The following is a 14000-nucleotide window of genomic DNA, read 5'->3' on the forward strand; positions in this document are numbered from 1 at the left end:
AATCCGCTTTGAGGGTTCTGTTGGGGGCTGCCGTATGATCATAGCACGCCGCAAGCAGCCCCTCACGGGACAAGCATATTGCAGATTGACCTAGAGGTACTTGAGCCAAGCGATGTCGCGCCGCGACGCCTTGAGGCGCGAGAACCATGCCGTCGGGAAGTAGAGGGGCGCGATCAGCCCAGCGGACCACACGAGAATCCACGCATAGTTGCCGACGCCGAACACGGTCCCCTGCGTCGCGCCCCAGGTCGCGAACGCGCCGTGGTAGAGCAGCCGCAGAACCGTCAGGTGAAACAGGTAGAAGAAGAGCGGCGCACCGCCGAACACCGCCAGCGCCGCGACGACCGGGCGGTCGCCCATGCGCTCCAATAGGACGAGCAATAGCGCCCCGCTCCCGAGCGTCAGGAGCAGGAACAGCAGCGATGGCGGATACTTCGTCAACGCGAAGAAGCTCATCGCGGTCCGCAAGGCGCTCTCGTCGACGATGAACCAGGGCCTGTCCCCGTAGCCGTTCGCCAGACGCAGCAGCGCGAAGGTGACCAGCAACGTGATGCCGACGGCAGCGAAACGGCGCTCGCGCCGACGTGTGGCGACACCGGGGAGGAACCACGGACCGATGGCATAGCCGAGCGCGATGACACCGATCCAGGGAAGCACCGGATAGGTCGTCTTCGCGACCAATCCGAAGGGAAGGGGAATGACGTCGCGCTGGTGCAGCATGGCCCAGACGGTAAAGAGGGGGTTGTCGGGCTGAAGTTGAATCGGATCGAGGAGGTTGTGTCCGCAAACGACCAGCATTCCGACCGCGAATAACGCCGAGCGCGGCAGGCCGATCAGCGCTGCCAGGACGATCATGCACACGCCGATGCACCAGATCACCTGAAGCCAAAGCGTCGGGCTGGCGACGCCCCAGTACAGTTCCGAGAGGTAGAAGACCTCCAGGGCCATGAGCACGAGACCGCGCTTCACGAGATAGGCGCGCGTCTCCGCCAGGGTGTGCCGGGCGCTGAACAGGTACGCGGCCACGCCCGTCAGCACGATGAAGATCGGCGCGCACAGGCTGGCCGCGAGGCGGGCGAGATACAGGGCTGGCAGGGCGGTCCTGGCATCGACTGGATCGGCGACCGGCACGTGCAGAAACCAGGTTTCACGCAGGTGGTCGAGGAGCATCAGCACCATCACCAGCCCGCGCAGGGCGTCGATGGACGCGAGGCGTCCGGTCGCGGCCGGTGCCTTCGTCGACGCCTGCAGCGTTCCAGGATGCACGCCCATCAGAAGCGCGCCGTCATGCTGACGGTCACCCGCCGCGGTTCGCCGACGCCGACCCAGAATGTGTTGTAGGAGCGCTCGTAGTACGTCTCGTCGAAGATGTTATCGACGTTGAGCCCGAAGCGCAGGTTCTCGTAGCGGTAGTAGGCCAGGGCGTCGGTCAGCACGTAGCCAGGAAGCCGGAACCGCTCGTTGCCGCTGTCCCCGAGACGCGAGCCGACGGCCCGAACGCCACCGCCGAACCCAAAACCCTTCCAGTCGCCGGCCTGGACCTCGTAGACCCCGAGCAGGCTGCCGGAGTGGCGCGGGATGTTGAGGAGCGGCGAGCCGACCCGCAGGACCTCGTCGCGGGTCACCGCGGCGTCGATGAAGGCGTAACCGCCGATCACCCGGAACTCGGGCGTCACCTGTCCGACGAAGCTGAGATCGAAGCCCTGGCTCCGCACCGCCCCGGCGGCGATCTGGAAGAAGAAGTCCCGCGGGTCCGTTGTCAGGACGTTCTCCTTCTCGATGTGGAACGCCGCGCCGGTCACGCTCAGGCCGGTGAAGAGGTCGAGCTTGATGCCGGCCTCGTAGCCGAAGCCGGTCTCTGGGGCGAAGGGACGGGTCGCGATGTCGAAGCCGGTGTTGGGACGGAACGAGGCCGCCACGTTGCCGTAGAGCGAGAGGAAGGAGAGCGGCTGGTAGACGAGACCCGCGCGGGGCGAGAAGCCGGTCCGGTCCTGCTCCGTGCGCTCGTTGCCGACCTTGTCGCGGAAGGTCTGGTTGTAGAAGTCGGTCCGGTTGCCGATGAGGAGCTTCCATTCCGGGCTGAGCGCGATCTGATCCTGCACGTAGACGGCGGTGTTCCCGACGTTCTCGCTCGCGCTGTAGCGCCGCGTGAAGGGCGGCTTGGGCTGGCCGTAGACCGGGGTGAACAGGTCGATGGCGAAAGGGTCGAGCCGCGGCGTCGAGCGAAGCAGGTTCTCGGTGCTGTTGTAGCGCTCGTGCTCCAGGCCGAGCAGCACGGTATGGGCGAACGGCCCGGTGTCGAAGTGCCCGACGAGCTCGGCCTGCCCGATCGCCACGCCCCAGGTGAAGTCGTGCCGGCGGAACTCGCGCAGCAGGGTACGGCCGTCATCGAGGAGGCCGGTCGCGCCGGTCTGCAAACCGGTCAGGCTGCCGGTGTTGAAGTGTCCGGCGACTCTGAGCTGCCAGTCGGCGTTGAAGGCGTGATCGAGGCGGATCTGCAGGATCCCGGCCTCCGACACGGAGTCGTCGCCCGGCTCACCGAAGAAGCGCGAGCGCGGGACGAGGCCCAGGCGGTTGTTCACCGCGGTGGTGCCGCGGTCGAAGGTCTGGCGGTTGCGCAGGTACTGAGCCTCGACGGTGAGCTTGGTCTCCGGGCTGATCAGCCAGCTCACCACCGGTGCGACCAAGACGCGGTCGCCGTCGACGAAATCGCGAAAACTGTCCTGCCGGGAGAGCGCGCCATTGAACCGGTAGAGGACGGTGCCTTCCTCGTTCAGCGGCCCGCCGGCATCGACGGTGGTGCGCGCCGTGCCGAAGCTCCCGAACAGCGTGCCCGTCTCCACGAAGGGCAAGGCCACGGGCTGCTTGGTCAGGATGTTGACGGTGCCGCCCTGGTCGCTGCGCCCATAGAGTGCCCCGCTCGGTCCCTTGAGCACCTCGATGGACTGCACGTTCTGGGTGTCCGGCGCGCCGTTGTAGCCGCGGGCGATGTTGAAGCCGTTGAAGAAGATGTCCTGGGTGGCGAAGCCGCGCACCGAGTAGAGCGCGAGGTTCTGGGCGCCGAAATCGTTCTGCTTGCCGACGCCCGGCACGTAGTCGAGGGCGCGCTCGACGCGCGTGGCGGCAGTATCCCGCAGGACCTCCTGGGGCACGACGTCGACCTGCTGCGGCAGCGAGAGCCGCGGCATCACGGTCTTGGTCCCGCTGTAGAGATCCCTGACCTGGTAGGTGGGGGCGGCGGTGTAGCTGCCCTCGACCGAGAGCGGGTCGAGAACGACCGCCTCTGTGGCGGCGTCGGCTCGTAAGCCCTGGGCGGTCGCCGGGGTCAGCCCAAGGAATACGAGAGCGAGTGATGCGACGGATGCGCGAAGCCGCCATTGCGGCGCGGGACGGGACACGGACTCAAGACCTCGGGACGGCAGTGGCACGTCACCGCGAACGAGGCCTTGGCGACCACCTCACGAGGCAGCGCTTTGACACCCGTCAGGACACCCCGCCCGACGCGTTTCGCGTGTGACCACGGCTGACGGCAGGTCTCCTGGCTCACGGGTCACCGCCCTCGCACCGTCTTCCCGGATGAGGCTCATCCAGTGACGCGGTGGTGCTGGGCTCGCCGCTTACAGTTGCGGGGGCAGCCGCGGCATCGGGGAGACCCTCACCGCGTTCCCTTTTGATCCCCCGAAGGGGGAACCGTCACGATCCAGCTACAGCCTCACGAACTCGTGAGTCAACGCGAGCCAACAATCCATCCGGCGAACGTCGCAATCCATTCGGCGATAGGCGCACCACCGTTTCAGTCGTCCCCAGAAGGTCGTGTTGAGGCGGTCTTGCGCCGCTTGCTGAGACGCACCCCACGGGCCATTGTGGTGGCACAGATGCCTCCGCGGCCGATCAAATAAGTCTTTGATGTGTAATGTTTTTCTAAATCATACGGCGGCATCCCCTCTCCGCCAGTCTCTCCGTCAAAGCACCCGAAGACCGGCGTCCTCCCGCTGTCTTGGCGCCTGTCCCTCGCCCCTGTGAAGCCCGCAGGCCGCGGTCAGAAGCTGTACCCAACGCGCAACCGCATCTGATGGCGGTCGAAGCTCGACAGGTCGAGCGGTCCGGGCTCGCCCATCGCCTGCCCGGCCACCTGGAAGCTCCAGGTGAACGAGGCCCAGGCCTGGGGTGACAGGGTCGTGTAGGCGGTCGGTCCGAGATACACGGCCTCGCCCGCGAACCGGTCTAGCGCCAGGCCGTCGTAGGTCCGGGCATAGCGTGCCTCGCCGCCGAGGAAGAGGCCGGGCCGGACGCAGTAGGCCAGCGCCCCCGCCACCTCGATCCCCGATCCGCGCACGGGCGCGTCCATCACGGTCAGCCGCGTCGTGGAGAGCGCGAAGCCGACATTGACGGCGGCGATCAGCTTGCCGGGGATGATCTCGCGGTCGGCCAGCAGGCCGATCTCGGTGCCGAAGCTGCGCGCCGGCACGCCGGACCCGCCGTCGACGGTTCCGTAGCCCGGCACGATACTGAGGGTCAGGCCGAAGGGGGCCGCCCGGCGATCCAGCAGGCGCAGCCGGGTCTCGAGGAAGCCGCCGTTGAAGCCGCCCGTGGTCCGGGTCGGGGTGCCCGGCGCGCCGATGTCGTAGGCGTTGAAGGTGACGCCCGGGGCCAGGCGGAAATCGTTGGTCAGCGGCACCTTCAGGGCGAGGGAACTGTCCACGGTCAGGAAGCGGGCGACGCGCCGGCCGAGGCGCCCGCTCGTCTCCCATTCCAGCTCCGCCTCCCCGGGAACGCCGAGGTCGCTGCCCTCGGTGAAGCCGAACAGATGCTCGCTGTCGAGGTCGCCCGGCGTCAGGTTCTCCGCAGCGGTGGGCAGGGACTGGGCCAGGGCCGGTCCCGCGGTGAGCCCCAGCGCCGCGGCGAGGCCGAACAGGGCCCATCCTGGAGCCGAGAGGCGACGCGGAGCCCCGATGTGCGGCATAGCCCGAACCCATAATTATAGCTGATGCTATATCTAATAGGATGGGCGATGTTGGTCCGTCAACGGTCGAGCGTGCTGGATTGGTGGGTCGACGAAGGTCCGGTCGCGAATCCGGCGCGGCGGCGCCGGTCGTCGACCGTTGGACGCGCCGCGAAGCCGCACCGCGCCCGCGCTCCGGCTCACGCCTGTCCGGTCTCGGGGGTTGTCCCGGCCGGGGGCGGGGCCGCGACCGGACCGGGCTGCCGCCCGCGGGCGCGGCGCTCCTCGATGCGCTGCAGGATCACGTAGAAGGACGGCACGAACAGCACCGCCAGGCAGGTCGAGGCGAGCATGCCGCTGAACACCGTGATGCCGATCGACTTGCGCGCCGCGGCCCCGGCCCCGGAGGCGGTGACGAGCGGCAGCACGCCGAGGATGAAGGCGAACGAGGTCATCAGGATCGGGCGGAAGCGCAGCCGCGCCGCCTCCACGGCGGCGGCCGCGATGTCGAGGCCGGCCTGCCGCTTCTCGCGGGCGACCTCGACGATCAGGATGGCGTTCTTGCTCGCCAGCGCGATCAGCAGGATCAGGCCGATCTGCGTGTAGAGGTTGTTGGCGACGCCGAGCAGCAGCAGCGCCCCGACCGTGCCCAGCAGCGCCAGCGGCACGCCGAGCAGGACCGCCAGCGGCAGGATCCAGCTCTCGTACTGTCCGGCCAGGACCAAGTAGACGAGGAGGATGGCGAGGGCGAACACGAGGTAGATCTGCGCGCCGACCGCCTTCTCCTGGTACGACATCGCCGTCCAGTCGTAGCCCGTGCCCGGCGGCAGCACCTTGGCGGCGATCTGCTGCATCAGGTCCAGCGCCTGCCCGGAGCTGAAGCCCGGCGCCGCCCCGCCCACGATCGTGGCGGTCGGGTAGAGGTTGTACAGGCTGATCAGGGACGGCCCCTGCACGGACTTGATCTCCACGACGGTGCCGAGCGGCACCATCACGCCGTTGCCGGCGCGCACCTTCAGGTTCTCGACGTCCTCGGGGCGGAGCCGGTAATCGGGCGCGGCCTGCACGTAGACCTGGAAGGTCCGGCCGAACTTGTTGAACTGCGTGACGTAGGACGATCCCACGTAGCTCGAGAGGGTCGAGAAGACCTGCCCGACCGTCACGCCGAGCGCCTCGGCCTTGACCCGGTCCACCGCGATCGCGATCTGCGGCACGCCGGCCCGGAACGAGGTGTTGAGCTTGCGCAGCCCGGATTGCGAGTTCCCGTCGGCGACGACCGTCCGGGCGAGGCTCTCCAGCAGGGGGTAGTCGAAGTCGCCGTTGCGCAGCTCGATCTGCATGGTGAAGCCGCTGGCGTTGCCGATGCCCTGGATCGGCGGCGGGATCAGCACGAAGGTGTCGGCGTCCTCGACGCCCTCCAGCATCGTGTTGAAGCGCTCGTAGAGGCTGCGCAGATCCTGGCCCTTCTCCTTGGCCCGGACGTCCCAGTTCTTGAGAACCACGTAGGCGACGCCGGCATTGGGCAGGCTGGCGCTGGAATCGAGGACCGAGATCCCGCTGATCGAGAGGACGTTGTCGACGCCCGGCGTCGCCTTCGCCTGGGCGCTGATCCGCTGCATCACCGCGTCGGTGCGCTCCTTCGAGGCCCCGTCCGGCAGCTGCGCCCCGATCAGGACGTAGCCCTGATCCTCGGTGGGCAGGAAGGCGGTGGGCAGGCGGGTCAGCCCCCACCCGGCGAGCCCGATCAGCAGGAGCGCCACGGCGACCATGAGGCCGCTGCGCCGGACCATGCTGGCGATCAGCCGGGCGTACCAGCCCTCGAGGACCCCGTAGACGCGGTTGAAGCCGCGGTAGAACACGTTCCGCTTCTCCGGCGGCACCGGCTTGCGCAGCCACAGGGCGCACTGGGTCGGCTTCAGGGTGGCGGCGTTGATCGCGCTGATCAGCGCGGTGGCGGCGATGACCAGGGCGAACTGCTTGTAGAGCTGCCCCGTCAGGCCGGGCAGGAACGCGGCCGGCACGAACACCGACATGAGCACCAGGGTGATGCCGATGATCGGGCCGAACAGCTCCTCCATCGCCTTCTCGGCCGCCGCCCGGGGGGAGAGGCCCTCGTCGATGTGGTGTGACACCCCCTCGACGATCACGATGGCGTCGTCCACCACGATGCCGATGGCCAGCACGATGGCGAACAGCGTCGAGAGATTCACGCTGAAGCCCATCGCCGCCATGGCGGCGAAGGCGCCGATGATCGTCACCGGCACCGTCGTCGCCGGCACCAGCATGGCGCGCCAGTCCTGGACGAAGACCAGGATGACGATCAGGACGAGCACGGCCGCCTCGAACAGCGTCATGTAGACCTCGTGGATCGAGGCCTGCACGAACTCCGTCGTGTCGAACGGGATGGCGTAGACGAGGCCCGACGGGAAGGTCTTAGCGAGCTCGGCCATCCGGGTGCGGACCGCGTTCGCCACCGTCAGCGCGTTCGCCTCGGGCAGCTGGTAGATGCCGATGCCGGCGGCGGGCTGCCCGTTCAGCGTGAAGGACTGACTGTAGGTCTGCGCGCCGAGCTCGACCCGGCCGACGTCGCGCAGGCGGGTGATGCGGCCCCCGTCCTGCGCGTCCGCCTTGATGATGATGTTCTCGAAGTCCGGGGCGTTGTTGAGCCGCCCGTTGACGTTGAGGGTGTACTGGAAATCCTGTCCGGCCGGGACCGGCGGCATCCCCACGGCGCCCGCGGTGACCTCCTGGCTCTGCTGCTGCACGATGTTGATGATGGCGTCGGGGGTGAGGCCCCGGGCCTGCACCAGGTCTGGGTCGAGCCAGATCCGCATCGCGTACTGGCCCGCGCCGAACACCGTGACGTTGCCGACGCCGGGCAGCCGGGCCAGCTCGTTCTGCACGTTGATGACGCCGTAATTCGACAGGAACAGGCTGTCGAACTTCCCGTCGGCGGCCGACAGCGTCACGAATTGCAGGACCGCGGTGGATTTCTTCTGGGTCGTGACGCCCTGGACCTGGACCGCCTGCGGCAGTGACGACATCGCGATCGCGACGCGGTTCTGCACCAGCACCTGGGCCTGGTCGCCGTCTGTCCCGATCGCGAAGGTGACGGTGAGCGTGTAGGTGCCGTCGCTCGCGCTGGTCGACTGCATGTAGAGCATGCCCTCGACGCCGTTGACCTGCTGCTCGATCGGCAGCGCCACCGTGTCGACCACCGTGCGGGCGCTCGCGCCCGGATAGCGGGTGGTGACCTGCACCGTCGGCGGCACGACGTTCGGATACTGGGACACCGGCAGGTTGAGCAGTGACACCGCGCCGATCAGCACCATGACCAGGGCCAGCACGTTGGCCAGGACCGGTCGCTCGATGAAGAAGCGCGAGATCATGCCGTAGGCCCTCGGTGCCGGCGTCTCAGGAGCATCCCGCCGCATCGGCGGGACGCGGTGTGGCGATGGCCGATCCCCGGGTGCCGGGAGCATCGGCGCCGCGGGCGCCCGGGCACGTCAGCCCTGCCGGGCCCCGCGGCTGGTCACTCACCGTTGGGGCGGCGGCGGCGGTTCGGATGATGAGGCCTCGGCCACGGCCGCCTTCTGGGGGGCGACCTTGGCCCCGGGGATCGCCCGCTGGATGCCGTCCGTGACGACCCAGTCGCCGGGCGCGAGCCCCGTCTCGATCACCCGGTAGCGCCCGTCCCGGGGCCCGAGCGTCACCACCCGCTGCGCGACCGTGTCGTCGGCCCCGACCGTGAGCACGTAGCTGCCCTGCTGGTTCGTCCCGATGGCGTCGTCGCGGACCAGCAGGGCCTTGTCCTGGCGCCCGACCGGCACCCGGACCCGCACGAACAGGCCCGGGAGGAGCGCGTGGTCGCCGTTCTCGATGAGCGCCCGGGCCATCAGCGTGCCGGTGGACGGGTCGACCTGCGGCGCGAGGTAGTCGAGCTTGCCGGTGTGTGGGTAACCGGTCTCGGTCTGCAGGCCGATCTCCACCGGGATCTTGGACAGGTCGCCCAGCGTCCGATGCGTGGCGAGCAGGTGCTCCTTGACCAGCAGCACCTGCTGCTCGCTGATGTTGAAGTAGACGTAGAGCGGATCGATGCGCACGAGCTGCGCCAGCTTGGTCGGTCCGCTGATGCCGACGAGCGCCCCGACATCCGCGAGGTGGTTGGTGACCACGCCGTCGAACGGTGCGGAGACCTGCGTGTAGCCGAGATTGATGGCGGCGATGTCGAGGTTGGCCTGCGCCTCCATGACGGCGGCGCTGGCTTGGTCCTGCTTGGTCTTCGCGTCCTCGACGCGCGCCTGCGAGGCGAATTCCTGCCGACCCAGCGTGGACTGGCGCTGGTACTCGGACTGGGCATTCGCCAGGGCGGCCTGCTGCGCCGCCAGGGCGCCCTGCGCCTGCTTGAGCTGCGCCTCGTAGGTGTTGCGCTGGATGGAGAAGAGCGGCGTGCCCTTCTTCACCACGGCGCCGTCCTTGTAGGTGATCGCCTCCAGGAACCCCTGGACCCGCGCCTCGAGCTCGACGGCCGCGAACGCCTTGGTGTTGCCGGTGAGCTCGAAGTAGCGCGTGACCGTGCGCACGACCGGTTGCGCGACCGAGACGCTGGGCGGCGGCGGGGGGACGTACTGGTTCGCATCGCGGCAACCGGCGGCGAGTCCCGCGATGGCCGCCAGGGCGAGGAGACGGAGGAATCCGGGAAGCTGCAGCACGATCGGCACGGTCGACCCTCAACCTGAGAGCGTTACGGGACGGTCTTCGGTCTCGGTCCTGACGCGCACTACTGATCGTCCTCGGCCTTGGCTTCCCGGGCGAGGGTCAGGCACTCCAGCAGATCGACGTAGCTGGGCAGGCCGTCGAGCTGGGCTTCCGCCGCGCAGCGCGTCCGGTCGACCGCCGGGAAGCTGGACCACTTCTTCGCCACCTCGGCACGGGCCGACCCCTCGTCCTGGAGGCAGAGCTTCTGCCGAACGGGATCGAGGGTCATCGCCGTCGTCGCCGCCCGGCAGCTGCCGCGAACGTCGAAGACCGGCATCTTGTCCGAGACCGGCGTCGTCAACGCCATCTCCAACAGCAGGGCGGGGACAGCAAACATCATGATCGGCACACCCGCGCGTCGCGTCGACCGGGCGGCCCGGTCGATCCCTGATTTGGCGGCCCCGCACGGTTGCCGTGTCCTGCGACAATACAAGCTCGATACGCAAGACCGACCCGATTCGGGTGCCTGTCCTGTATCGATAGCATATGTCGCGGATAAGTTGTCGCAACAAAAATCGTTATCAACCAGCGCATACTACCTAAAGCGTTGGTCGTCCGGCAAATCGGCAGCGTGATGTCTGTGGTGGCCGCGAGATGTGTAAGATCGAGAGAAAAATCGGAGAATTTGATAAAGTATATGGGTGTTCTCAGGTATTAGGCCGTTTCAGCGTGCGCGCTGAGCCGCTGTACAATCGTTCGGTCCGCGGCCGCCGGCTCCCCTTCCGGGGCCGGCCGCGGCGCCGCCGGCCCCGTCTCGCCTACTTGTCGAGGGCGTTCTCGACGGCGTCCTTGGCCTTGCCGCGCTCCTGCTGGGCCCGGCCCTGGAGCTTCTGGTCGCGCCCCTCGGCCTTCATCGCCTCGTCGTCCGTGAGGTTGCCGACGCCGCGCTTGGCGCTGCCGACCGCCTCGTTGGCGAGGCCCTTGAGCCTGTCGACGGCGCCCGCCGTCGTCGGTGTGTCGTCGGCCAGCGCCGGGCCTGCGAGGGCGAGGCCGAGGAGGGCGCCACGAAGCGCCGTCTTGCGGGTACTGCTCATGCGGTTCTCCCGAGAGGTTCGAGGGAGCGCGGTCTGGCCGACCGGCCGCGCCGGCGCAATGACGCACACGTACCGGATCGCCGGACCGGCAACCGGTACGGCCCCGGCCCGCCGGTTCGGACGCGTCCGCCGCGCGGACGGCGCAGCGCGGCCGAGATCCCGGCGCGGCGCCGGTCAGGCGGCGGTCCGGAACGCCGCGCGCCCGTTGCGGAGGATCGAGATCAGCGCTCCGACGAGGCCGGCCAGGATCACTCCGTCGATCGCCAGGAGTGTGATCGCCCGGTTCCACAGCCGGTCGAGGCCGAGATCGGTGGTGAGGGATTCGGGATGCGCCGGGTCGGCCATCACCCCGATCGTCCAGTCGCCCGCGTGCAGGCCGGTGAACACGTAGTTCACCCGGCGGGTCACGCTGCCCGCGGGCGTCCGCAGCGAGAGCGTCGCGTCGCAGATGTGGAACACGAGCTTGGTGCTGCACTTGCCGTCGCTCACGCGGGCGTTCGGGACGGGCCGGGCGGCCTCGCGGACCTGCCAGTCCGAGATCAGTACGGGCGCCGTGTAGACGGCGCTGGCTGCCAGGAGGCCGCCGAACAGCACGAAGCCGAACAGCACACCCAGGATGACGGTCCAGCTCGTGCGGTCGGGCGGCAGGCGCAGGGTTTCGGCGGTCTCGGGCTTCGCGGGCGATCCCATATGATCCTCAAGCAGGCTGATCTTCGGGGGAGGGGGTGCCGGTGGCGACGGTCGCGCGCGCGGCGCGCTCGGCCAGGGTGCGGCGGGCGTGGTGCGCGGCCTGGTAGCGGGTGATCAGGTCAGCGAAATCCTGCGGCTTCATCCGGCGCGGCAACCCGACCGTGAGCGTCACGATGCGGCGCTTCGGGTCGAGCTTCACGGGGTGTCGCCCCGGGGCCCGCTCCGGCCAGTCCGCGCCCGGCGGCAGCAGCAGGCGGGTGACGATGCCGCCGCGGCTCAGCGACATGTCGAGATCGGCGACGGCCTCCCAGGGGATCACCCTGTCGAGACCGGGCGTCGTCAGCCCCGCGGGGCTCAGGATCAGGGCGATCGGCTCGCCCCGCGACAGGACGAGGGCGCCCGCCCCGCCGAAGGCGGCCGCGAGGGTCAGGGCCACGGCCGCCACGATACGGGCCTCGTACGGCGACAGCCCCGGGACGCGGAGCAGGGCGAGCGCGAGCGCCGCGGCGGCGAAGAGGCCGGCGCTGGCGGCCAGCGTGAGGCCGCGGGCGCGGTGGCTGGCGCGCAGCACTCGTTCCTCGGTTCCAACCTCCGCGGCGGTCGCCTCCAGATGCGCGCGGTTGGCCGCCTCCTGCGCGCGGACCGCGCCGAGGAAGTCCTGCGTCGCGGCCCGGCACAGGCCGTCCGGATCGGCGAAGTAGGCGGCGAGCTGGTCGCGGGCCTCGGCCGGCGGCGCGGTTCCGGCCGCGGCCAGCAGGCCCGCGTCGATCGCCAGCCCGAGGGCCGCGACGCGGTCGCGGGTCGACGGGTGGGTGTCGGTCGGGTGGGCCTGCCCGTCCTCGAGGCGCGCCGCGGGATCCTCGAGGCCGCGCGCGATCGCGCCGTCGAGCGCCGCCGCCACGAGGTCGGCCGGGGCCGCCTCCGGCGCGTCGGCCGCCGCGTCCAGGGCCTCGACGACGCGCGGGCGCACGGCGCCGTAGCGCAGCAGCGCCCGGGCCGAGGCGGCGGTCGACGTCACGGCGGCGCCGGCCGCGTCGGCCGCGAACTCGCGCACCCGGCTCCAGTGGCGCACGGCGAGGTGGAACTGCTCCATCACGTACAGGCCGAGGCGGATCGAGGGCCCGAGGACGCCGAGCGCGCCGCGCTCGCGCTCGGCCATCGCGTCGAGGGAGCGCCCGACGCCGGCGTAGATCGGCAGGAAGCGCTGGCTGTAGGCGGTGTCGCCGCCGGCGTAGTGGGCGAGTTCGTGCCCGAGGATCGCCGCCGTCTCGTCGACGCGCAGCAGGGCGAGATAGGGCAGGGGGACGTAGAGGATCCGGCCGTCGAGCCGCGCGCCGCCGGGCTCGAGCACGGCCGGGCCGGCGCTGACGAAGAAGCCCTCGGTGAGGCCGACGACCAGGGCCTCGGGCTTGAGCGCGCCCATCCGGTCGGCGAGCGCCTCGACGAGGCGCCAGAGACCCGGCGCCTCGGCCGGCGCGATCCGCCGCCCGAGGATCGGCAGCGGGTCGGGCGCGAAGGCGACGAGGGCCCGGCGGAGGCCGATCAGGGCGCCGCACGCGGCGAGGATCGTGCCGCCGACCGCGCCGGCCGCGATCGCCAGGAGCTTCACGCCGCCGCCGCTGAGGCCGCCGTCGACGAGCAGCCCCGCCTCGAAGAGGACCACCGCGACGAGGCCGGCGGTCGCCGCCACGATCTGGGCGGCGAGCGCGGCCGGAAGCAGCCGCCGCACCAGCGAGAAGCCGCGGACCAGGGCGTCGCGCGAGCCGCGCCCGAGGTGCCCGAGCAGGCCGCCGACGAGCAGCACGAGCACGGACAGCACCGCCGCGAGGCCGCCGCCGGCAACCGCGACCGCCGGCAACCGGCTTCGCCAGTCCATCACGGCGGCGAGGGTCCCCGCGTGGTCGCGGACCTCGCGGGCCTTCACCGCGGCGTAGGGGCCGCCGTAGAGGCGGCCGTCGTGCCGGAACTGCAGGCTGAAATCGGGGCGCCCGTCCCGCGGAGACCGCGCCTCCAGATCCGCCACGACCGCGCCGAGGCGATCGCGCTCGGCCGCGAACGCCCGCCGGTCGTCGACGCCGCGCCGGCCCTGCCAGAGCCCGATCAGCAGGATCGCGAGCGGCAGCAGCACGGTCGCTGCCAGGAGGCCGGCGAGGGCGCGCGGACGCGAGCGTTCACGCGGGGGCGCTGCTTCGGCGATGGTCGACTCCTGGAGGGCGAGACGCGGGCGCGGCAAGATGCGGATGGATCGGCGTCCCGGTATCGAGCCGGCGCAACGAACAGTCTCGTCCGGGGAAGCTATAGGCGTTATTGAATCACAGCTTCTGAGGGATAAAGATTGGGCGCAACCAGACCGATAACCGATTCGACGGCCGGTTTTCTAACCCGCCGAACGGCCACGTCAACCGAATGCTGCGGCCCGGCCTCCGGCGCAGTCCGGACGGGCTCGCGTCCGCGGTCTCGCCCCCAGGGCTATTCCGGTGCGCGTCCGCCGGTCGCCGTCGCGGCTGTCTCGCGGCGGATCATCCCGGCGCACGCGGCGCGCCTTGCCCGGCCGGAGCGCCCGCCTCACTGTGCGC

9 protein-coding genes and 1 riboswitch are annotated in these 14000 nt (G+C 70.1%); all 9 genes read right to left on the bottom strand.

Going from position 1 to position 14000, the window contains the following annotated elements; genetic code table 11:
* Window positions 1-90: 90 nt before the first annotated feature.
* Window positions 91-1272, bottom strand: coding sequence for a DUF1624 domain-containing protein (locus LOK46_RS25760; RefSeq protein ID WP_273561184.1), 1182 nt, complete (start codon window positions 1270-1272; stop codon window positions 91-93).
* Window positions 1272-3188 carry a TonB-dependent siderophore receptor gene (locus LOK46_RS25765; RefSeq protein ID WP_443192911.1) on the bottom strand — a complete coding sequence of 639 codons (1917 nt, stop codon included), beginning with the start codon at window positions 3186-3188 and terminating at the stop codon, window positions 1272-1274. The genes LOK46_RS25760 and LOK46_RS25765 overlap by 1 nt, the downstream gene beginning before the upstream one ends.
* Window positions 3189-3511: 323 nt before the next feature.
* A riboswitch (cobalamin riboswitch) is annotated at window positions 3512-3710 on the bottom strand.
* A gap of 329 nt (window positions 3711-4039) precedes the next feature.
* Complete coding sequence (locus LOK46_RS25770) at window positions 4040-4963, bottom strand: hypothetical protein (protein WP_273561186.1); 924 nt, start codon at window positions 4961-4963, stop codon at window positions 4040-4042.
* A gap of 179 nt (window positions 4964-5142) precedes the next feature.
* Window positions 5143-8331 (bottom strand): efflux RND transporter permease subunit, encoded by a 3189-nt coding sequence (locus tag LOK46_RS25775; protein WP_273561187.1) that lies wholly within the window; start codon window positions 8329-8331, stop codon window positions 5143-5145.
* Window positions 8332-8478: 147 nt separating this feature from the next.
* Window positions 8479-9663 (bottom strand): efflux RND transporter periplasmic adaptor subunit, encoded by a 1185-nt coding sequence (locus tag LOK46_RS25780; protein WP_443192846.1) that lies wholly within the window; start codon window positions 9661-9663, stop codon window positions 8479-8481.
* Between the two features lie 59 nt (window positions 9664-9722).
* Window positions 9723-10040 carry a hypothetical protein gene (locus LOK46_RS25785; protein ID WP_273561188.1) on the bottom strand — a complete coding sequence of 106 codons (318 nt, stop codon included), beginning with the start codon at window positions 10038-10040 and terminating at the stop codon, window positions 9723-9725.
* Between the two features lie 418 nt (window positions 10041-10458).
* Window positions 10459-10734, bottom strand: a complete 276-nt coding sequence (locus LOK46_RS25790) for a CsbD family protein (RefSeq protein WP_337251956.1) — start codon at window positions 10732-10734, stop codon at window positions 10459-10461.
* Between the two features lie 174 nt (window positions 10735-10908).
* Entirely contained in the window at window positions 10909-11424 is a 516-nt protein-coding gene (locus LOK46_RS25795) for a hypothetical protein (protein ID WP_273561189.1), read from the bottom strand.
* A 7-nt stretch (window positions 11425-11431) separates the two neighbouring features.
* Window positions 11432-13552 (bottom strand): M48 family metallopeptidase, encoded by a 2121-nt coding sequence (locus LOK46_RS25800; RefSeq protein ID WP_273564696.1) that lies wholly within the window; start codon window positions 13550-13552, stop codon window positions 11432-11434.
* Window positions 13553-14000 lie beyond the last annotated feature (448 nt).

Source organism: Methylobacterium sp. NMS14P (assembly GCF_028583545.1).
In the GTDB taxonomy this organism is placed as follows: domain Bacteria; phylum Pseudomonadota; class Alphaproteobacteria; order Rhizobiales; family Beijerinckiaceae; genus Methylobacterium.